A 19,601-nucleotide genomic window follows, 5' to 3' on the forward strand; every position below is an offset into this window, starting at 1 on the left:
CATGTTCTTGTGCCAATATTCATGGCGCGAGAAGCGATCTTCGACGCCACTGAGGCGCGCTTCGATCCGGGGGAGGATAATTTGTCGACCAGGACTGGTTTCGGCACCGTCGATGCCGAGTTCTATTTCATGGAAAAGTACATCAACGGGAACACATCGATGATGTGTCTACTGGAGCTCGAACGTGAACCCGATTTCGATCGTCTGATCGGAAAATTGGACATCGTCAGCTCGATCACCGAAAGGCTGCGTCAGCGAATCAAGCCGACAGCGCTCGATCTGACTGTCCCAACCTGGATCACGACGGATGATTTCGACATCAGACATCATGTGACGCGACGTGAATTACCGGACGGATCCGATTCATCGACCATGATGCGTATCGTCGACGCCATCCAGAGCGCGGCATGGCCGGACGGTGAGCCGCCGTGGTCGTTCACACTTTTGTGCGGGTCGGATATGCCGCCCATGTGCGTGATCAAAATGCACCACGCTTTGGCGGACGGCGCGACGATGGGTGCACTCTGGGCGCTCGCGTTGTCGGCGGGCACCGGGAGCGGACGCAGCGCGAACATCGAACATCGAAGCGTTCCCTCCACCACCGTAGCCGCGGCCGATTCGGCCGTGAAAACACCCGCGGCGACTCACACCCGGAGCTCGCGCCAGGCCCGTGAACCCGGGATTCGAGAGCGGGCGCGCCGAACCGTGCGTGCTTGGCAAGACTTTCGCGCACCGACTCCGACCACTCGCTCACGCAGGTCCTACCTCGTCGACGTCGACGCTTCGCGCTTCCAAGAGCTGGCGCACCGCCACGGCGGCGGGGTGAACGACCTCTACTTGGCGCTGAGCGCCGATATATGGGCGAACTACACGGTCGCCGTCTCCGGCGCAGCGCGCGGCGTAACGCATGTCGGCATGCCGGTGGACCTGCGGAGGTCCAGCATCCGCGAGCGTGGCGGACGGAACCTGGTCCATGTGGCGACCGTGCCGGTCGACACCACACGCCCTGCGCTCGACAACGTCGCATCCATTCGCATCGACGCGACCCTGGCGCGCGAGATCGCTCTCAGCGGAGCCCAGCCGCTGGATTTCGGCCCCCGCGTCTGGCCCGGCCGGCTGCGCGCGCGATGCGCGCACGGGCGTTCGGCCCGCAACGAGGTTGCCGCGACCAATCTGGCAGCACCCGCGAACCTGGACGTCGGATCCGTTCCCGTGCGGTCCGCGTACGCCGTCGCGCCGTGCATGGGAGCGGCCTTCGTGTTCGGGCTGATGCGATCCAGCGACCAGATACACATCGCGCTCAACACCGACGACAACCGAATCCCGCACTCGAACGCCGTCTGCCAGAGTATCGATCGCGCTTTCGAGGCGATCGGCCTCGACGTCGCGACATTTACCAGGCGTGACACATAGACGGCCCTGCCGGGCAACATCTACCGCCCGCCAACGAAGAAAGCTCACAGAACGATGAAGTTCTATCTGGACAGCGCAGACCTATCCGAAATCAGAAAATGGTTGGCGACCGGCGTCGTCCGGGGCGTGACCACCAACCCGGTGATTCTGCGGAATTCCGGAGTATCCGATATCCAGGCCCATCTCGAAGAAGTACTCGCCTATGTCGGCGAACTCCCTGTTTCGGTGCAGGTTTCTTCTTGCGACCCAAGGTCGGTACGCGAGGAATCGGCGGCATTCAGCGCACTCGCCACCAACGTCCATGTCAAGATCCCGATCATCGATGCCACCGGTTCTTCGATGCTGCCGATAATTTCCGAGCTCGCGGCAGAGGGTGTCAAAGTGAACGTCACCGCGTGCTTCACCGCGCTGCAGGCCATTATGGCCGTCACCGCCGGAGCCTCCTACGTATCACTGTTCGCCGGACGCCTCAGCGATGAAGGCTCCGACCCGGCGGCGCACATCGCATACACCAGGACCTGGATAGACGACAGTGAGGCCGACGCGGAAATAATCGTCGGCAGTGTCAGACAACCATCGTCGATATACGACATCATCCAGGCCCGTCCGCACATAATCACCGTCTCTTCCGCGGTTCTGGGAAAGTGCCTCGATCACAGCTACTCGCGGAGAACTGTCGCGGAATTCGAGGGAGCGGCGTTGGAAGGCAGCTTCGGCTGAGGTTTGCGCCGGTGGACCCGGCGGGCGGGCGGTGGCGGGGCCTGATTGACTGATTCCGTGTTCCGCCTGATGTTCCACGAGCCGTGCATTCCGCCGAACACCGGCAACGCGATCCGTCTGGTCGCGGGGACCGGTTGCGAGCTGCATCTGATCGAGCCGCTCGGGTTCGATCTCTCGGAGTCGAAGCTGCGCCGCGCCGGACTGGACTACCACGATCTGGCCTCGGTCACCGTGCACGAGAGTCTGCCCGCGGCGTGGGAGGCGTTGCGGCCGGAACGCGTCTACGCCTTCACCACCAAGGCGACGACCCGGTACACCGACATCGCCTACCGACCCGGCGACGTCCTGCTCTTCGGCACCGAACCCACCGGTCTGCCCGACCACGTGCTCGACGACCCGCACGTCACCGCCCACCTGCGCATCCCGATGCTGCCCGGTCGCCGCTCGATGAACCTGTCCAACGCCGCCGCCGTCACTGTCTACGAAGCGTGGCGTCAGCTGGGCTTTTGCGGGGGGACCTGACCGTGGAACGGCTACCATTTACGCATGCCCGAGCCGGACCGCAAGCAGCCGAATCTCCCGACCAACCTGACATGGGATGAACTGGAGAAGCTACCTGCCGAGATCGCGTCGCAGATCGAGCTGTGGAACGGGCGGGTGGTCTGGCTGCGCCGCGGCCCCGGCGAACACCAGATATTCACCGGCCGAATGTGGACGGCACTCGAACGCTGCGTACGCAAATACATGTCGTCTAGTACCGAGCATTGCTGGCGCGCGAACCTGGAGACCAACGTCTTCTTCGGCAGGACCGGCAAGTCCGACTTCGTGACACCCGACTTCCTGGTCCATCGCTGTCTGGAACGGCCCTACCAGGATGTTCGCGCCGGTGATGTCCTGCTGGTCGGTGAAGTGCGCTCCCCGGGCAATACCCAATCCGACATGGAAGCCAAGAAAGCGCGCTACGCGATCGGTGGCATCCCCTGGTACTGGGAGGTCATGCTCGACCCCAACGACAGCGCCATAGCCACCGTCCGGGTCTACGGACTCGAAACCGAATACGGACAGCTCCCCGACGGAGTTCGCCCGCTGCACCCCGCCAACTATCTGGTGACCGGGGAATGGACCCGCGAGGACCCGAACGGTATCGAGTTCGATTTCCCGTTCCCGATCAGCATCCCGTGGACCGAACTCGAGTTCTGAGCTCGCCGCTCAATCCCCGATTTCGAAGCGCTTGAAACGGGACGTGGCGCCCGCGGTGAGGCGGACTGCGGTTTTGGGGACGTCGTAGTGGTCGGCCAGGAGTTCGATCGCGGCCTTGTTGGCCTTGCCCTCCACGGCGGGCGCGCGGACGTAGAGCTGGAGCGTTCCGTCGGGAAGGGCTTCCACGAGCGGACCTTTACGGCTGTTGGGTTTGATGATCGCCCTGACCACTGTCGGGGGCATCGGGGGCTCCTGTCTGGGTGGCCGCAGTCGTCGGCTGTGCGAGATCGCCAGCGGGCGAAGGGGTTTCGGGGGTCGCTCGGCGCTTGCGGCGCACGACGCGGACGAGGGCGAAGACGAGACCGGCGATGATCGTGAGGAAGCCGAGCCAGGGAATCGCCTTGCCGATGAACACGATCGCGTCCTTCAGCCAGTCGACCAGGGAGTTCCAGCCCGCGACGACGCCGTCCCAGAAGTTGGTCGGCCCCTCGTCGGAATCCTTGGCGGCCGTGGTGATCTCGATGGTGAGGGTGGACAGCGCGACCTGATCGTCGAGGAGGCGTTTCTGCGCGGTGAGGCTGTCGAGCTCGCCCTGGCGGCTGGACAGCGCCTGCTCGGCGGCGATGAGGTCGGCGGTGCTCGCGGCGCTGGTGATCAGCGCCCGCAGGCGGTCGACGGAGGCTTGCAGCGCCTTGATCCTGGCGTCCAGGTCCTCCCACTGCATGGTGACGTCGTCGCGGTTGACGCTCACCCGGGTGAGGGTGCCGATCCCGCCGAGACCGCTCACGAACGCGTCGGTCTTGTCCGCGGGAACCCGGACGGTCAGCGAGGCGCTGGGGTCGATGTCGTCGGTGCCGGGCTGCTCGGTGCGGCTGTCCAGCCTGCCGCCCGCCTCGCGCACCCGGTCGGCGACCCGCGCCGCGGCCGCGATCGGATCGCCCGCCGTGAGCGCGATGCTGCCGGTGACGACCTCCTTGCGGTCGACGGTGTCGGTCTCCTGCCCGCGCCCCTCACCCGGCGCCTGCTCCCTGAACCCGGGCGGCGACACCGGCGCAGGCCCGGCCGTCACCGCCGTCGAACCCCTCGAACCGGCACTCTTGTCGGCGCCGCAGCCGACGAGCAGCGCCAGCCCGAGCAGACCGACGCACAGCACAGCAAGCTTCCGCATGCTCGCAGCGTAACCGTCGCGGTGCGCGCGGTCACCGAACTCGTTCGCCGCATGCAGAAGCCGCGAGTGCGTGGATACCGTCACGGGACCGCGGGGCCCGCGAGCAGCCGCCGAGGGAACGGGGGTGTGCAGGCTCATGGCGATGCGCCACTGCCGCAGCGCGGACACCGGGCGCTCGTCAGGAAATATCGCGACGAGGCATCACAGGTCGGCGGGCAGGATTCGGAAGGCGTTCACGCCCGGCGTCAGCGGCTCGATCGCCCGGAAGTCGCGCTGGTCCAACGTGAATATGCAATCTGTCCGATACTTGTCGGCGAGCGCGACTCCGACAGCGTCCGCCAAGTCGAGCCGGAGGCCCTCGTATTTTGCGCGAATCGTCTGCGCGGCCGCGAGATCGACGTGCTTCAACTCCGCAAGCTTGTAGCGCCCGTCGATCAGACGTCCCATGAGAGCATCGGTGACCTGCATCGCCGCCTCGAATCCGAGGTCGCGGTGTACGAGGTGGTCCAGTTCGGTCAGGACCAGTGGTGAATCACCAACGTCTCGGTTTCCATGACCAGGAGCACTCGATCATGCTCCACCTGGTCCCGATCGAAGGCTGCGAAGAGGGCGGAAAAATCGGCAACGATGATCACCGCCGCGCCGCCCGCGACCTGATGTGGTCGTAGATCGCATCGTCCATATCCTCAGCACTGCGCGATCGACCACTGCGAAAGACCGGCAGCGGTCGGTCATCGTTCGGTCTGTCCGATGAATCGAGCAGCATGGTGATCCCCCGTCGAATGAGTTCCGCCTTGCTCACCCCGTCGCGGCAGCTTCGGCGTCAAGCCGGACCTCCAAGTCTTCGGGAGGTACACCGTCGTCTTGATCATGCCATAGGGCACCACCCGTGGGTCACCGTGAGCGCGATGCCGTCTCACCGTCGTGCCGACGCCGATGGTCCGCTCACCGGAAGTCGCGCGACCTCCCCTCGATCCGAAGATGCAGCCGCTGAAGATGTTCCGCGACGACGCTGACCGCGCCCTCCGCGTTCTGCACCCGGCCGCGGATGAGCAGGGCGGTGGCGCTCTGGGCCAAGCGGCGGTAGCGGGCCCACAGGCCGACCGAGCAGACGACGTTCACCATGCCGGTCTCGTCCTCCAAGTTGAGGAAGGTGACGCCTTCGGCGGTGGCGGGGCGTTGGCGGTGGGTGACCGCTCCGCCGACCAGTACCCGGGAACCGTCGGGAACGGCGAGCAATCCGGCGGCGGGGACGGCGCCGAGCGCGTCGAGCTGGGGACGCAGGAACTCGGTCGGGTAGCTGCCCGGTGAGATCCCGGTGGCCCACACATCGGCGGCGGCGAGTTCCAGTTCGCTCATGCCGGGCAGGGCGGGCGCGGTGGTCGCCGCACCGGTGCCGGGCAGCCGATCCGCGCGCTCCCCCGCCGCGGCGCCCGCCGCCCACAGCGCCTCGCGCCTGCTGACGCCGAGGCTGCCGAGCGCACCCGCGGTGGCCAGCGATTCGGCTTGGGCGACGGTGAGCGGCACCCGCCCGGTCAGATCGAGAAACGAAGTGTACGGGCCGCTTTCACGGCGGGCGGCGACGATGCGCTCGGCCACTTCCGTACCGAGATGACGCACCGCGGCCAGCCCGAGCCTGACCTCGGAGCCCGTCGCCTCCAGGGTGGCGTCGGCGAGGCTGGCGTTGATGTCAGGGCCGTGCACCGCGACACCGTGCCTGCGCGCGTCGGCGACCAGGGATTGCGGGGAATAGAAGCCCATCGGCTGGGCGCGCAGCAATCCGGCGCAGAACGCGGCCGGATAGTGCAGCTTGAACCATGCCGAGTAGAACACCAGCGCGGCGAAACTCTGTGAATGACTCTCCGGGAAGCCGAAATTCGCGAAGGCGTAGAGCTTCTCGTAGATGCGATCGGCGACCTCGCCGGTGATGCCGTGCAGCTCGCGCATGCCCTGGTAGAGGCGGGCCTTGATCCGTTCCATGCGTTCCGGCGACCGTTTGGAACCCATCGCGCGGCGCAGCTGATCGGCCTCGGCGGCGGTGAAACCGGCGACGTCGACGGCCATCTGCATCAACTGCTCCTGGAACAGCGGCACGCCGAGTGTGCGGCCGAGCGAATTCTTCAGCGCCGGATGGTCGTAGGTCACCTCTTCTCGCTCGTTGCGGCGGCGGATGTACGGATGCACCGAACCGCCCTGGATAGGACCAGGGCGGATCAGCGCGACCTCGACCACCAAGTCGTAGAAGTCGCGCGGCTTCAGCCGGGGCAGGGTGGCCATCTGCGCCCGCGACTCCACCTGGAAGACGCCGACCGAGTCGGCGCGCGAGAGCATTTCGTAGACGGCGGCTTCCTTCAGGTCGAGCTTGTGCAGTTCCACTTCGACGCCCTTGTGCTCGCGCACCAGATCGATCATGTAGTGCAGCGCAGAGAGCATCCCGAGCCCGAGCATGTCGAACTTCACCAGTCCGACCGCGGCGCAATCGTCCTTGTCCCACTGCAATACGCTGCGGCCTGCCATTCGCGCCCACTCCACCGGGCACACATCGGCGATGGGACGGTCGCAGATCACCATGCCGCCGGAGTGGATGCCGAGATGCCTCGGCAGCCCCTCGATGTCGGCGGCCAAACGCAGGACCTCGTCGGGGATGTCGGTGCCGGTCTCGGCCGCGACGCCCGTCCAGCGGCTCACCTGCTTGCTCCACGCGTCCTGCTGTCCCGGCGAAAAGCCCAGCGCGCGTGCGGCATCGCGCACCGCCGACTTGCCGCGATAGGTGATCACATTGGCCACCTGGGCGGCGTACTCGCGGCCGTACTTGGCGTAGACGTGCTGGATCGCCTCCTCCCGGCGATCGGATTCGATGTCCACGTCGATATCGGGCGGCCCGTCACGTTCCGGCGAGAGGAAGCGTTCGAACAGCAGCTGATTGGCCACCGGATCGACATTGGTGATGCCGATGGCGTAGCAGACCGCGGAGTTGGCCGCCGAACCCCGGCCCTGGCACAGGATGTCGTTGGCCGCGCAGAAGCTGACGATGTCGTGCACCACCAGGAAGTAGCCGGGAAAACCGAGCTGCTCGATCACCGCGAGCTCGTGTTCGATCTGGCGGTAGGCCGCCGGGTTCTCCCGCGGCGAGCCGTAGCGGCGGGCCGCTCCCCTGAGCGCGAGTTCGCGCAGCCAAGTGTTCTCGTCGTGGCCGTCCGGCACGTCGAAGGGCGGCAGCTGCGGCGCGATGAGGCGCAGGTCGAAGGCGCACTCACGGGCCAGCGCCGCGGCATTGGCCACCGCGTCGGGGCAGGCCGCGAACAACCGCGCCATCTCCGCGCCGGAGCGCAGGTGCGCGCCGCCGGTGGGCGCCAACCAGCCAGCGATGTCGTCCAGGCTGCTCCTGGCCCGGATGGCGGCCAGAGCCATGGCGCGGCGGCGTTGCGCCGGAGCGGCGAAATGCGCTCCGGTGGTGGCGATCACGGGCAGACCGAGCCGGTCGGCCAGGTCGATCAGGTGGGCGTTGCGCTCATCGTCCTCCGGGACGCCGTGGTGGGTGAGTTCCACGCCGACCCGTTCGGCGCCGAAGCGTTCGGTGAGTTCGCGCAGCGCGGCTTCGGCGCGCACCAGGCGGGTGTCGCCCCCGCGCAAGTCCTCGGCGAGTGCGCGACGGAGGTGGCCTTTGCGGCAGCCGGTCAGTATGTACCAGTGCCCGTCCGCCGCCGCGGTGAGGACGTCGAGGTCGTAGCGGAGGATGCCCTTCTCTCCCGCGGCGAGGTGGGCGGCGGCAATCTCGCGAGAGAGCCGCCGATAGCCCTCCTGGCCGCGGGCCAGCACCAGCAGGTGCGGTCCGGCTGGGTCCGGCGCGCCCGTGCGCGGCGCCGAGTCCGGCGCGTCGGCGTGCGTGGCCGCCGTCGGCGCGCGCCGCCGCGTGTCCGGCAGACCCAGCGAAAGCTCCGCGCCGAAGACCGTCGCCATCCCCCATTCCTTGGCCGCTTCGGCGAAGCGCACGGTTCCGTAGAAGCCGTCGTGATCGGTGAGCGCGATCGCCTCCAGCCCCAGCCGCACCGCCTCCTCCACCAGCTCTTCGGGCTGACTGGCGCCGTCCAGGAAGCTGTAGGCCGAGTGCGCGTGCAGTTCCGCGTACGGCACCGTCGGGCCGTCGGGGCGCATCGGCTCGGCCACGTACGGCTCGCGCTTGCGCGACCACGCCGGGCTGTCGCCACCGTCGCCCAGGTACATGGCGTCCGGGCTGGTCCGGCCGGGCCGGCCGGAGAGCACCCGCTCCAGTTCCGCCCAGGTCGGGGGGCCGTTGCTCCAACCCATGACGTATCACCTCCTTCGTCGAACATACATTCGATAGAGGAGGGCTGCGCACGGGCATGTCCAACGGATACCGAGTCGCAACAGGCGGACGGCGAACCCCTCATCGATCCGCCGCCCGCCCGCGACCCCGGCCGATCAGCCCTCGCGAACGCGCTCGGTGGAGCCGGCCGCCACCGCGGTGGCCACCCGGTCCAGCCCGTCGCGAATCATCTCGCCGTAGGCATCGTCGGCCAGGATCCGCAGGTGGCCGCGCGCGATCGCCAATTGCATTCGCGCGCCGTCGAAGTCGCCGAGCCTGCGGTGACTGTCGGCCAGATTCAGGTACAGCGAGGGCAGGAAACAGCGCAGGCCCTCGTCCAGCGGGATGCCCGGGCCGAACACTGCGGCGAGCGCGCGCTGATCCCAGCTCAGCGCGTCCTCGTCTTTTTCCTGTAGGACGGCTAGATGATGCGCGATCACGCAGCGCTGCAAGGGATCACCGGACGGGTCCAATTCCTCCCACAGCGCACCGAGCGCACGCCGCGCCGCTTCCGGGTTTCCGCTGCCGAGCCGCACCGCGGCAAAGATGTCCGCCATCCGATCGTCCGCCATGCGCACGAGTATCGCACATATGTTCGATCTATTCGAGGTTCCTTCGAACGCGTCCTCCAGCGTGACGAGCGCCACTTGGCGAGTAAACTTACTTCAGAGTAAGTTCGTGCCGACCCTGGCCGTCTCCATTGACGCGACAAAGGAGCAAACCCCGATGACCCAAGCTTCCGCCGACGACGCCGGTGTGCGCGGGCAGATCCGACACAACCGCCGCAACCGGGACCTGACCGGCAGGCACGTCCTCATCACCGGCGCCTCCTCCGGCATCGGCCGGGCCGCCGCGGTGGCCGTGGCCGCCAAGGGCGCCACCGTGTTCCTGCTGGCCCGCCGCGGCGACGAGCTCGCGACCGTGGTCGAGGAGATCCGCGCCGCGGGCGGCTCGGCGTACGGATACCAGTGCGACGTCACGGATTCCGATTCCGTCGACCACACCGTCAAGTCCATCCTCGACGAGCACGGCCACGTCGACATGCTGGTGAACAACGCGGGCCGCTCCATCCGCCGCGCCATTCACCGCTCCACCGACCGCCTGCACGACTTCGAGCGCACCATGGCGGTCAACTACTTCGGCGCGCTGCGCATGACGCTCGCCCTGCTGCCCCAGATGCGCGAGCGCAAGTTCGGCCACGTCGTGCAGATCAGCAGCGCGGGCGTGCAGGTCGCGACCCCCAGGTTCGCCGCGTACCTGGCCAGCAAGGCGGCGCTGGACAAGTTCACCGAGGTGGCGGCCGTGGAGACCATGGCGGACGGCGTCACCTTCACCACCATCCACATGCCGCTGGTACGCACGCCGATGATCACACCGAGCGGCGACCAGGGCCCCTCGGAATCGCCCGAATGGGCCGCGGCCACGATCGTGCGCGCGCTGACCGAACGTCCCAAGCGGATCGACGTCCCGATCGGCACCTTCGCCGAGTACGGCGCGCTGCTCACGCCCAAGCTCCGCGACCGCATCCTGCACCGCTACTACCGCGCGCTGCCGGACTCCCCCGCCGCGAAGGGCGAGATCACCGACACCGAGGACGACGCGGAACCCGTTGCCCCGCAAGCGGAACCGAAGCCGTCATCGACCACGCGCCGAGTCACCGGCACGGTGCTCCGCCGCGCCGCGCGCTGGGTCCCCGGCACCCACTGGTGACCGGGAGCTACCCCAGCACCAGGCGCGGCTCCGGCAGATAGGACCGCACCTGCGAGCGCACACCGTGCCACATCGCCAGGCCGATGGCTGGCGTGTTCGAGGCGATGTGCAGCTGCCGGTTCCCCAGATCCACCACCGCGGGCGTCACCACCGAGCCGAAGCTCATCGGCCGATTACGCAGCGCCTGCACGGCCCCGGGGTGCACGCGTTCGGAGACCAGCGCGGCCACACCCATCGCACCGCCCTTCATCCCGAACACGCTCCGCCTGCGCTGGTTCTTGGCGAAACCATTGACCTGGCGCGGAAAGTCGTCGACGGCGGCCGGTGAGATCTCTTCCAGCGTGGCGACGCACAGCACGAGATCGATCGGGTTCAGCGCGGTCGCGATCACCGCGGTGACGCCGACCAGGCTCATCAACGGACCGATCGTGTGCTGCGCGATCTGCATTCGGCCGACGGTCATGTGATGCGTCACCGCGGCGAGGTACGCCTTGACCGCGGGGGTACTGCCCGGCAATTCGAGATTCGGCGGAGCGGGATGATAGCCCGGCGGCGGAGCGGCATGCGGCGGATAGCCGGGCTGCACGGGAGCCTGCGGTGGCGGAGCGGGATACCCGGGCGGAGGCGGAGCGGGATACCCGGGTGGAGGCGGGATCGGATGACCGTGCTGTGCAGCGGGATACCCGCCGTGCGGTTCCGGCGGGTATCCGGGCACGCCACCGTGCTGCGGTCCCGGCGGATACCCCGGCGTGTGCGAGCCCCACGGCGGTGTCGTCATCTCGTCCCTCCCTCGACCGGCGCGCTTGCCGTCGGGACATTACTCGCTCCATGCCGCGGCCGGTCGCGCCGGCATTCGAAGCCGCTCGGTGGATAACCGGAAATGCGGCACAGGCGGCAGCCCAGGGATCAGGACAGCGGCTGGACGGGGTCGGCGACCAACGCGGTGACCGGTTTCGGAGCCGCGCCGCAGCTGGCTTGCCGTGGGGCGAAGGCGACCGTTCTGGCGGCGACCCGCCACCGCCTGCCGTCCCGGTGGGTGACGAGCGCACTGCCCGCATACGTGGGAGCGGCTGCGGCGGAGTTTGTTTTCAGGTTCCGAGTGCACGCTCAGGTCATCCAGACCCGCGTCGATCTCGGCGCGCACGGCGAGTTCGGCGACCTGTTCGACGGGCTTGTGTCCGCTGCGCCCGCGCAGGCCGGTGAGCGCCACCTCACCGCGGTGCACGGCGGCGACGGCCGCGGTCGCGGCAGCGGCGTCGACGCGGCCGTAGGTGAGTCCCGATGGCAGCAGCACCATGGCGGGCGCGAAACGGTGGCCGCCGGTGTGCGAGCACTCCCAGACCTGGCCGGGATGGGCGACCGACAACGCCGCGGCGATGGGACGGCCGAGCAGCGCGCAGCATTGGTCGCGCTTACCGTGCGCGCACACCAGGACCAGTGGGTCGGTCACCGGCGCACCGAGGCCCGGCGGCGGACCGTCGAGCAGGTGCAGGTCGAGGTCGAGCAACTGTTCCAGCTCGGTGATCTCGATGCGCTCGCACCAGCCGCCCTCGGCACGCGAGTTGACCAGCAGAACCGTTCGGGCGCCGGTGAATTCGTGGCGTCCGGGGCGGCGGATCAGGGTCGGGCGGACGCGCGCGGCCGCGGTGCGCGCGGCGAGCTCGGCGGTGATCTGCGCGCCGAGCACCTCGTCGCCGATCACGTCACGACCCCACGCGCCGGGATGTTCGACGCAGAGCCATCCGCTCACCCTCGTCGCGGTGCCAGGCAGCGGGACGTCGGCCGCGGCCGACGAACAGGGCAGACCGTCGAATGTGTTCACCGCGCGAGGAACGGAATGACCGCGGCTTCGAACTCGCGGTACCGGTCGCGATGGATGCTGTGACCGCAGGTGAAAGGGGTGACGGTGCAGTCGGGGACCAAGTCGAGCAGCACCGCCAGCTTCTCCGGATCGACCATGCCGCCCGGTCCGCCGCGCAACACCAGCGTTGGCGCGGTGATGTCGGACAGCCGGTCCCACCATTCCGGGTTCGGCTTGCGGAACTGTTCCAACGCGGTGCGGGTCATCGAGCGGTCGAAGGCCAGCACGGCGCGCGGATGCCGGATCAGGCTGGTCGTGGCGTGCCAGAGTTCGGGGATGGTGGGGAAGCGGCGGGTCAGCCGAAGTTCCTCGTCGCCGGAGCGCAGCGGAAGCGGGCATTCCTCGATCACCAGCCTGCGTACAAGCTCGGGCCGCTCCTGCGCGACGCAGGACGCTGCGTACCCGCCCAGCGAGTGCCCGACGAGATCCACCTGCCGCAGGTCGAGGCGCTCGCACAGGCGCAGCACGTCGGCGCCGAACTCGTCGAAACGGTAGGAATCGGTGTGCGCGCTGCGGCCGTGCCCGCGCAGGTCCGGGATGATCACCCGTCGCCCCGCCCGCGCCAACCGGCGCGCGAAGCGGTCCCAGGTGTGCCCGTCCCCACCCATGCCGTGCACCAGCACGACGGGCGTGTCGTCGACCGCCCCCGAATCGCGATAGGCGATCTGCACCCCACCGAACGCCATCCGGGCAACCGTCAGATCCACGATGTTCGAGGGTACCGACCACCACCCGGCCGCCACCCAGGATTTGTCGGCAGTATCACAGCAGCCGGACGCCGTCCCAACGACGAAATCTTGCGGGCAGTCGCCGTTCGGCGCGGTGGATGTCAGTCCTGGACGAGAGGGTGTTCCTCGCCCCACTTCAGCATGGCGTAGAGGATGCCGCTGAGACTCTCGCCGTCCTCGGTGAGTCGGTAGACGACGCGGGGCGGGACTTCGGCGTAGACGGTGCGGGTGAGGATGCGCTGATGTTCCAGGGCGCGGAGGCGGTCGGTGAGGGTCTTGGCGCTCGGCGAATTGAGTGCCGCACGCAGGTCACCGAAGCGCTTGGGACCGGTCAGCAGTTCTCGGACGATCAGCGTCGTCCACTTTCCGTCGAGAACCTTCAGCGTGCGCTCGACACCGCAACCCGAACAGGCGGCTTCTTGCAGGTATTTCAGCTGCTCAGCGCCAATGGTTTCCATGGGAAAACTATATAACTTCCTGGGTATTGCTTCATTTTCGAAACTAATGTCGCGACCATGAACACATCAACCGTGATCGTCCACGGCGCGACCGGAACCCAAGGTGCTGCCATTGTCCGCGGCCTGCTGTCGGCGGGGCACCGGGTGCGTGGCATCGTCCGCCAGAACTCGTCTTCCCGCGTGCACCCGGACGCCGAGCCGGTCCAGGCCGACCTGCTCGACTCCGGCTCGCTGGCCGACGCGTACTCGGGGGCCGACGCCGTGATCGTGCAGTTGCCGTTGGTCTTCACCGACGTCGCCGTCCGGCAGGCCGAGGCCGTGCTGGACGGACTCCGCAAGGCGGGCGTGCGGCGGGTGGTTTTCAACACCGGCAGCGTGATGCCGCCCGCGCCCGTCGGCGTTCCGTTCGTGGACGCCCGCGTGCTGCTGTCCGCCGAACTGTCCCGCTGCGCCGAGGCGGCCACGGTGGTCGCACCCGCTCGGCAGTACCTGGAGAACCTCGTCGCGCCCTGGTCCGCTCCGCTCGTGCTCGCCGGGGAGGTCGCCTACCCGTTGCCGAGGGAACTGCCTGTCCCGTGGGTCGCGCTGGACGACCTCGGAGCGGCCGTCGCGGGCTTGATCACCGCTACGGCTCCTCCGCCGCTGCGGATCGTGGCGGGACCGCAAGCGCTGACCGGAGACGAGGTCGCCGCCGAACTCAGCGCGGTCCTGGGACAGGCGGTGCGATGGAATTCCATATCTCCCAACACTTATCGGGAGATGCTCGCCCCGCACCTCGGGGTCGAGGCCGCCGAAGGGATCGCCGCGGTATACGCACCGCCACCTCCGGGAGCGCCCATGCCGCCCGAACCCGACCCGTCGGCGATCGAAACCGGAGCCACCAGCCTGCGCGACTGGGCGGCGCGCCAGGACTGGCGGGCCGATCAGTCGTAGAGTCCCTCGGCTCGCCATGACTCGTCGCTGTAGACGAGCAGCAGCACCCTGACCTCGCCCGCGTCGCCACCCAGTTGCACTTGGGCGCGGGCCGCCGCGGCGGAATCGGGGACCCACCAGTGCTCGTCCACCGGCCACGGTCCGGCCCAACCGGCCAGCGGCCAGCTGCGGCTGCCCCAGTGCAGGCGGGCCGGGTCGGCGGTGAACAGGCCGCGCTCGGTGACCAGCACGGGTGTTCCGTCGGCCGCCTCCAGACGCACCGCGGGACGGTTCACCAGCAGCACCGCGGGGGCGGGTTCCGGTAGCCGGCCGGGCCATGGCAGCTCCGGATCGGCCGCGGGCACCCGCTCGTCGCCGAGCACGACCATGGTGACGCGTTCGGCGGGTCCGCGGCCGCCGCTGAGCACTCCCACCTGGACCGCCTCGCCGCCGAGCAGTCCCTGCACCCGGACCAGTGCGCGGCGGGCCCGTTCGTCCTCCTCGCCGACGCCGCCCCACAGACCGAGTTGCAGCGCGCCCGCCCGGACGACCTCCACGGGTTCCAGGCGTAGCAGCGTGACCGGTGCGGTGGGGCGGTCGCGGCGGGTCAGCCAGCCGTCGAGCTGCCAGCGCACCCGGTCGGCGGTGTCCTCGGGGGTGAGCGGCTCGGCGCACCGCCAGATCCGGGAGAGCTGCTCGCCCGCTTCGGTTTCGGCGAAAACCGCGAGCCGGGTGCAGGCCAGCGCGGCGCCGGACAGCTTCGCGTGCAGCCGGGTGGCGAGCATGCGGCCCGCGAAGGCCGCCGCGTCGACCCGGTCGATCGGCGGGTCGCAGCGCTGCTCCACCGTGAGCTCCGGCGGCGGGCGGCGCACGGCGGGCGGGCGTTCCGGAACGGCGCGCGCGCTGCGGTGCGCGAGCACGGCGTCCGCGCCGAAGCGGGAGGAGACCTCGACGGGGCCGAGCGCCGCGAAATCACCGATCCGGCGTAAACCCAAGCGGTGCAGCAGGTCCACCAGCTCGGCGCGCTCCGGCGCGGCCAGGCTCGGCTCCAGCGCGAGTTCGGACACCGCGAGCGGCGCCAGGAATTCCGCGCCCTCGCCCCGCCGCACGATCGCCCCGCGCCGCGCCGCGATCACCGCCGTGGACAGCTCGTCGGCGATGCCGATCTGCGCTTCCACCCCGACCGCGGCCACCGCGTCGACCAGCCGTTCGGCGGCCGCCTCCTCGGAGCCGAAGAATCGGGCGGCCCCGCGCGCGCCGAGCACGAGCAGCCCGGGCCGCAGCACCTCCACGCCGGGCACCGTGGCGTCAACGGCCGCGACCACCGGCTCGAACAGTCGCGCATCCCGATCCGGATCCGCCTGCACCAGAGACAATTCCGGACACCGCGCCTGCGCCTCCCTGCGTCGCAGCCCGCGCCGCACCCCCTCGGCCCGCGCCACCGCCGAGCACGCCACCACCCGGTTGGCGGACAGCACCGCCACCGGCCGGGTCGGCGGTAGCTCGGCCACCGCCGCCGCCGCGACAGCGGGCCAGTCCTGGCACCACACCGCGAGCACCCGCGTCGCACCGCGCGACCGGCTCGGCCGAATCACGGTGCCGCACCGCCGCTCGCACCGAACCCAGCCCGAGACATTCGGCGGCAGCCGACGCCACACCGGCGGCCACCTCGCCGAGCCAACCAGAGCCGCGGGCTTTCGGCCGACACCCCGAGCACCGCTCGACCGCGCCGAAACCCTCGGGAAGGAGCGCACTCTCCCGGCCTGCACCACGGCGACGTGCACCGCACCGCGGCAGGCGACGACTGCGGAACCTCGACGCCACGCCGCCACCGCACGGAAGGCCGTGGCAAACAGCGCGCGCTCCCGGCTGCCTGCGCCACGCCGCACATCGCGCGGCACTTCGACCAACGCCCGAGGGCGCGGACCGGCCGGATACAGGACCGACGCGGCGCGGGATCGGACACCCGTACCGTGCCACGCACCCGGCTCGGCCGGATCACGGTGCCGCACGGCGACTCTCGTAGCCGCTTGGCACGACTACTCATGACGCCGCACCCCGCGCGATCGGCAGTTCGATGGGCGCGGGCGAGGTCTCCTGGGCGAACCATTCGACGCGACCACCGCTGGGGCGCAGTTCGACCCGTCCGCGCCGGGGCAGGCTCGCCCGGTGCCGCGCCTCGACCTCGAGGCTGAGGGAGCGCAGTCGGCCGTGGCCGGTGCCGAGGCCGACGTATCCGGCGATGCGGGCGTCGAGACGCAGGGTGGGGTTGGGCCAATCGCCGTCGGCGACAACCAGAGTGGCGCCCTTGCTGCGAGCACGCGCGGCGAGCACGCGAGTGCGCGCCGGAGGGACGGCGACGCCGTCGAGCCCGAGTACGACCAGGTCGAGACCGTCCAGCAGGACCGCGGCCACCTCGACCGGGTCGGGGCCGGGATCGGCGATCACGGCCAGCCGCGCCAGATCGGCGCCCATCTCCGCCGCCGCGAGCAGACCGAATCTCGGCACTCCGACCACCGCGGCGTGTCCGCCGTGCTCGGTCACCGCGGCGAGCAGACCGGCGAGCAGCGAGCGCGCCCCCGTGTAGGCGACCACGGAACCCTTGCCGAGACCGCCCTCCGGCAACAATTCCGCAAGGGCTCGGGGCACCGGCAGTGGTTCGCGGCGCATGTCCTCCGCATGCGGGGCGCGCGCGGCCGCCGACTCGCCGCGGCCTGGGATGGCGGCCATCCGACTGCGCAGCTCGTCCAGCTTCTGTTGTCTATCTGTCTCCCCCACCCGCACGTCCGAACCCATCACAACCACCTACTTCCCACGATGGACTCCGAGGCGAAGCGAGCGGACCGACCTCACCTCCACGCGGAGGAACGGAAGCCAGCACCGATCCAGCTATCGATCCATTATCGAATATACGTTCGATACGCCTTCAGTAGAAACCCACCCCCGGAATGTCGTCAAGAGCACCGGACGCGCCCGGGATCACCGCGTGCCCCGCGCCCGCTTTCCCCGCCGCCGAACGCCAGGCCGCCCGAAACCCGGCATATCGCCGGAACTTGTTCTCCCACCGCCCCTTGTCGGCACAAAGAGGCGCGGCGACGCAGGGATATTCGGATACCCTGCACACCATGATCGATCGCCCCCGTCCCATCGTCGGCCCCGAGTATCTGGTCGCAGGCCGCTACCGCCTGCGATCCAAGCTGGGCGGCGGCGGCATGGGCGCGGTGTGGCTCGCGCACGACCGGCTGCTCGACCGGGAAGTCGCCATCAAGCAGGTGCTCTCCACCGCCGGGCTGCCCGAGGCCGAGGCCACCGAGGTGCGCAACCGGATCATGCACGAGGGCCGGGTCGCGGCGAAGCTCTCGCACGAGCACGCGATCGCCGTCTACGACGTGGTGATCGAAGCGGGCGAGCCATGGCTGGTGATGGAACACCTGCCGTCGCGCAACGTGGCGCGGGCGCTGGCGCTGGTCGACACGCTTCCGGTGATCGAGGTCGCCCAGATCGGCGCCCAGGTCGCCGACGCGCTGGCCGCCGCGCACGCCGTCGGCATCGTCCACCGCGACATCAAACCGGGCAACATCCTCGTCGCCGACCGCGGCCAAGCCGTCGGCATGGCCAAGCTCAGCGACTTCGGCATCTCGCGCGGCGCGGGCGAGATCTCCGACGAGCCGGACGGCATCATCACCGGCACCCCCGCCTACCTCCCGCCGGAGGTGGCGCGCGGCGCACAGCCGACCGAGGCCAGCGACGTGTTCTCGCTCGGCGCCACGCTCTACACCGCGATCGAGGGCCAGCCGCCGTTCGGCTTGGACGAGAACAGCGACGTCCTGGTGGAGCGCGCCGCGATGGCCCAGATCATTCCGCCCTCACGCAGCGGCATCCTCACCAACGCCCTGCTGCACATGATGGAGCCCGCGCCGCAGCGCAGGCCGACCATGGCCGAGGCGCGCGACGAAATCCTCACCGCCGCTTTCGGTCCCGGCACCGGTCCTTATATCCTCGGCGCCCCCGTACGCACCGAAGACGGCACCATCCCACCTTGGGCGGCACGTAATTCGGCCTCCGGCCTACGCAGCCCGCACTCGGCCCCTCTCCCCCGCCCGCACCGCACCGCTCCGCGAACCACCCCCGCGCCCCCTCAACGAGCCCCCAAAAACCAACCCAAGAACGCCCCCCTGGCCATCGCCATCGGCCTCTTCATCGGCCTGCTCATCATCATGGGCATCATCATCATCGCGCTGTAACCGCACCTCGCAGACGTTCCACACGCCTCGCAGGGGCTGCATACGCTGCGAAGCGTGCGGAAGGTTTGCGAAGACTAATCGATGCGGCGGCGATGCGCCCAGCGGGTGAGGGCGTTGCGATTGGACTGCTGGGTTTTGCGAAGCACGTTGGAGGCGTGCGTCTCCACGGTCTTCACCGAGATGAAGAGGTTCTCGGCAATCTCGCGGTAGGTGTAGCCGCGGGCGAGCAGGCGCAGCACCTCGAGTTCGCGCGGAGTCAGCGAGTCCAGTTCCGGGTCGAGCGGCGGTTCTGGGACCGGGGACCTGCCGGTGAACGAGTCGAGCACGAATCCGGCCAGCCGCGGGCTGAAGACGGCGTCACCACCCGCGACCCTGCGGATGCCGTCGGCGAGCTCGGCGCCGGAGATGGTCTTGGTGACATAGCCGCGCGCGCCGGCGCGAATCACCGCGATCACGTCCTCCGCGGCGTCGGACACGCTGAGCGCCAAGCACACCGGGCCGTCCTCGATGCCCGCCAGCACCGCGACACCACCGCCATCGGGCATGTGCACGTCGAGCAGCACCACGTCCGGACGGGTGGACTTGATCCCGGCGATGGCCTCGGACACGCCGCCCGCCTCGCCGACCACCTCCATATCGGCCTCACGGCTCAGCTCAGCGCGCACGCCCGAACGGAACACGGCGTGATCGTCGACGAGAAAGACCCGCACGCTCACCTGCTTCTCCTCACCCTTCGGTGGAGCAATCCACCCTGACTGCGCCGACCGCCCGGAGGAGGTCCGCATTCCATCGGTACCACAACGCAGGCCCGACCACGGCATGTCCACCGCCCGCGTCTCATCGGCATCGACCACGTGTGG

Annotated in this window: 18 protein-coding genes and 2 pseudogenes; 8 read left to right on the forward strand and 12 right to left on the reverse strand. The window is 69.2% G+C overall.

The window, feature by feature from the left end; all coding sequences use genetic code 11:
* Positions 1 to 21 precede the first annotated feature (21 nt).
* The 4 genes from AB0H50_RS32105 to AB0H50_RS32120 are packed head-to-tail and all read left to right on the forward strand — an operon-like array spanning position 22 to position 3,333.
* Positions 22 to 1,413, forward strand: coding sequence for a wax ester/triacylglycerol synthase domain-containing protein (locus AB0H50_RS32105; protein ID WP_357460109.1), 1,392 nt, complete (start codon positions 22 to 24; stop codon positions 1,411 to 1,413).
* Between the two features lie 54 nt (positions 1,414 to 1,467).
* A complete protein-coding gene (locus tag AB0H50_RS32110; RefSeq protein WP_357460112.1) occupies positions 1,468 to 2,133 on the forward strand; it encodes a transaldolase family protein in 666 nt (221 codons plus the stop codon).
* A gap of 57 nt (positions 2,134 to 2,190) precedes the next feature.
* Positions 2,191 to 2,655, forward strand: coding sequence for a tRNA (cytidine(34)-2'-O)-methyltransferase (locus AB0H50_RS32115; protein ID WP_357460114.1), 465 nt, complete (start codon positions 2,191 to 2,193; stop codon positions 2,653 to 2,655).
* A gap of 24 nt (positions 2,656 to 2,679) precedes the next feature.
* Complete coding sequence (locus tag AB0H50_RS32120) at positions 2,680 to 3,333, forward strand: Uma2 family endonuclease (protein ID WP_357460117.1); 654 nt, start codon at positions 2,680 to 2,682, stop codon at positions 3,331 to 3,333.
* Positions 3,334 to 3,342: 9 nt separating this feature from the next.
* On the opposite strand, the gene AB0H50_RS32125 is transcribed toward AB0H50_RS32120, so the two are convergent.
* From AB0H50_RS32125 to AB0H50_RS32135, 3 genes are all read right to left on the reverse strand, one after another.
* Entirely contained in the window at positions 3,343 to 3,576 is a 234-nt protein-coding gene (locus AB0H50_RS32125; RefSeq protein ID WP_357460120.1) for a DUF167 domain-containing protein, read from the reverse strand.
* Positions 3,530 to 4,501, reverse strand: a complete 972-nt coding sequence (locus AB0H50_RS32130; protein ID WP_357460123.1) for a DUF4349 domain-containing protein — start codon at positions 4,499 to 4,501, stop codon at positions 3,530 to 3,532. Before AB0H50_RS32130 ends, AB0H50_RS32125 begins: the two co-directional genes overlap by 47 nt.
* Before the next feature lie 201 nt (positions 4,502 to 4,702).
* Entirely contained in the window at positions 4,703 to 4,969 is a 267-nt protein-coding gene (locus tag AB0H50_RS32135) for a hypothetical protein (RefSeq protein ID WP_357460126.1), read from the reverse strand.
* 59 nt (positions 4,970 to 5,028) lie between these two features.
* Between AB0H50_RS32135 and AB0H50_RS32140 the strand changes: the two genes are divergently transcribed.
* Positions 5,029 to 5,169, forward strand: coding sequence for a hypothetical protein (locus AB0H50_RS32140; protein WP_357460128.1), 141 nt, complete (start codon positions 5,029 to 5,031; stop codon positions 5,167 to 5,169).
* 277 nt (positions 5,170 to 5,446) lie between these two features.
* Here the strand turns inward: AB0H50_RS32140 and AB0H50_RS32145 are convergent, their stop codons facing one another.
* On the reverse strand, positions 5,447 to 8,809 hold the full coding sequence (locus AB0H50_RS32145) for an error-prone DNA polymerase (protein ID WP_357460131.1): 3,363 nt from the start codon (positions 8,807 to 8,809) through the stop codon (positions 5,447 to 5,449).
* Between the two features lie 135 nt (positions 8,810 to 8,944).
* Complete coding sequence (locus tag AB0H50_RS32150) at positions 8,945 to 9,400, reverse strand: hypothetical protein (protein ID WP_357460134.1); 456 nt, start codon at positions 9,398 to 9,400, stop codon at positions 8,945 to 8,947.
* A 223-nt stretch (positions 9,401 to 9,623) separates the two neighbouring features.
* On the opposite strand from AB0H50_RS32150, the pseudogene AB0H50_RS32155 reads away from it, so the two are divergent.
* Positions 9,624 to 10,538 (forward strand): annotated as a pseudogene (locus AB0H50_RS32155) (SDR family NAD(P)-dependent oxidoreductase); the annotation flags it as partial.
* Positions 10,539 to 10,545: 7 nt separating this feature from the next.
* On the opposite strand, the gene AB0H50_RS32160 reads toward AB0H50_RS32155, so the two are convergent.
* From AB0H50_RS32160 to AB0H50_RS32175, 4 genes and pseudogenes are all read right to left on the reverse strand, one after another.
* Positions 10,546 to 11,316, reverse strand: a complete 771-nt coding sequence (locus AB0H50_RS32160; RefSeq protein WP_357460137.1) for a hypothetical protein — start codon at positions 11,314 to 11,316, stop codon at positions 10,546 to 10,548.
* Between the two features lie 128 nt (positions 11,317 to 11,444).
* A pseudogene (locus AB0H50_RS32165) lies at positions 11,445 to 12,360 on the reverse strand (sucrase ferredoxin).
* On the reverse strand, positions 12,357 to 13,085 hold the full coding sequence (locus AB0H50_RS32170) for an alpha/beta hydrolase (protein WP_357460262.1): 729 nt from the start codon (positions 13,083 to 13,085) through the stop codon (positions 12,357 to 12,359). The pseudogene AB0H50_RS32165 and the gene AB0H50_RS32170 overlap by 4 nt, the downstream one beginning before the upstream one ends.
* Positions 13,086 to 13,228: 143 nt before the next feature.
* Positions 13,229 to 13,585 (reverse strand): helix-turn-helix domain-containing protein, encoded by a 357-nt coding sequence (locus AB0H50_RS32175; RefSeq protein WP_357460138.1) that lies wholly within the window; start codon positions 13,583 to 13,585, stop codon positions 13,229 to 13,231.
* A gap of 57 nt (positions 13,586 to 13,642) precedes the next feature.
* Here AB0H50_RS32175 and AB0H50_RS32180 point away from each other — a divergent pair, with 57 nt between their 5' ends.
* The gene (locus tag AB0H50_RS32180) at positions 13,643 to 14,518 is read left to right on the forward strand and encodes an NmrA family NAD(P)-binding protein (protein WP_357460140.1); all 876 of its coding nucleotides are present in this window, start codon (positions 13,643 to 13,645) and stop codon (positions 14,516 to 14,518) included.
* On the opposite strand, the gene AB0H50_RS32185 is transcribed toward AB0H50_RS32180, so the two are convergent.
* Together AB0H50_RS32185 and AB0H50_RS32190 are read right to left on the reverse strand one after the other, a co-directional pair.
* On the reverse strand, positions 14,509 to 16,089 hold the full coding sequence (locus tag AB0H50_RS32185; protein WP_357460264.1) for a DNA polymerase Y family protein: 1,581 nt from the start codon (positions 16,087 to 16,089) through the stop codon (positions 14,509 to 14,511). The genes AB0H50_RS32180 and AB0H50_RS32185 overlap by 10 nt on opposite strands.
* A gap of 451 nt (positions 16,090 to 16,540) precedes the next feature.
* Positions 16,541 to 17,293 (reverse strand): hypothetical protein, encoded by a 753-nt coding sequence (locus AB0H50_RS32190; protein ID WP_357460142.1) that lies wholly within the window; start codon positions 17,291 to 17,293, stop codon positions 16,541 to 16,543.
* 329 nt (positions 17,294 to 17,622) lie between these two features.
* Between AB0H50_RS32190 and AB0H50_RS32195 the strand changes: the two genes are divergently transcribed.
* Entirely contained in the window at positions 17,623 to 18,741 is a 1,119-nt protein-coding gene (locus AB0H50_RS32195; RefSeq protein ID WP_357460144.1) for a serine/threonine-protein kinase, read from the forward strand.
* Between the two features lie 74 nt (positions 18,742 to 18,815).
* Here AB0H50_RS32195 and AB0H50_RS32200 read toward each other — a convergent pair whose 3' ends face one another.
* Positions 18,816 to 19,451: a response regulator transcription factor gene (locus AB0H50_RS32200; protein WP_357460267.1), complete on the reverse strand. Its 636-nt coding sequence runs from the start codon at positions 19,449 to 19,451 to the stop codon at positions 18,816 to 18,818.
* Positions 19,452 to 19,601 lie beyond the last annotated feature (150 nt).

Origin of the sequence: Nocardia sp. NPDC050793 (genome assembly GCF_040654065.1) — a bacterium.
GTDB lineage: Bacteria > Actinomycetota > Actinomycetes > Mycobacteriales > Mycobacteriaceae > Nocardia.

Excerpts from the sequence above, each read along its gene's own strand:
- AB0H50_RS32105 (WP_357460109.1), top strand. The coding sequence starts at position 22 with ATGGCGCGAGAAGCGATCTTCGACGCCACTGAGGCGCGCTTCGATCCG.
- AB0H50_RS32110 (WP_357460112.1), top strand. The coding sequence starts at position 1,468 with ATGAAGTTCTATCTGGACAGCGCAGACCTATCCGAAATCAGAAAATGG.
- AB0H50_RS32145 (WP_357460131.1), bottom strand. The coding sequence starts at position 8,809 with ATGGGTTGGAGCAACGGCCCCCCGACCTGGGCGGAACTGGAGCGGGTG.
- AB0H50_RS32160 (WP_357460137.1), bottom strand. The coding sequence starts at position 11,316 with ATGACGACACCGCCGTGGGGCTCGCACACGCCGGGGTATCCGCCGGGA.
- AB0H50_RS32195 (WP_357460144.1), top strand. The coding sequence starts at position 17,623 with ATGATCGATCGCCCCCGTCCCATCGTCGGCCCCGAGTATCTGGTCGCA.
- AB0H50_RS32170 (WP_357460262.1), bottom strand. The coding sequence starts at position 13,085 with ATGGCGTTCGGTGGGGTGCAGATCGCCTATCGCGATTCGGGGGCGGTC.
- AB0H50_RS32120 (WP_357460117.1), top strand. The coding sequence starts at position 2,680 with ATGCCCGAGCCGGACCGCAAGCAGCCGAATCTCCCGACCAACCTGACA.
- AB0H50_RS32180 (WP_357460140.1), top strand. The coding sequence starts at position 13,643 with ATGAACACATCAACCGTGATCGTCCACGGCGCGACCGGAACCCAAGGT.
- AB0H50_RS32135 (WP_357460126.1), bottom strand. The coding sequence starts at position 4,969 with ATGCAGGTCACCGATGCTCTCATGGGACGTCTGATCGACGGGCGCTAC.
- AB0H50_RS32125 (WP_357460120.1), bottom strand. The coding sequence starts at position 3,576 with ATGCCCCCGACAGTGGTCAGGGCGATCATCAAACCCAACAGCCGTAAA.
- AB0H50_RS32130 (WP_357460123.1), bottom strand. The coding sequence starts at position 4,501 with ATGCGGAAGCTTGCTGTGCTGTGCGTCGGTCTGCTCGGGCTGGCGCTG.
- AB0H50_RS32175 (WP_357460138.1), bottom strand. The coding sequence starts at position 13,585 with ATGGAAACCATTGGCGCTGAGCAGCTGAAATACCTGCAAGAAGCCGCC.
- AB0H50_RS32190 (WP_357460142.1), bottom strand. The coding sequence starts at position 17,293 with ATGGGTTCGGACGTGCGGGTGGGGGAGACAGATAGACAACAGAAGCTG.
- AB0H50_RS32150 (WP_357460134.1), bottom strand. The coding sequence starts at position 9,400 with ATGGCGGACGATCGGATGGCGGACATCTTTGCCGCGGTGCGGCTCGGC.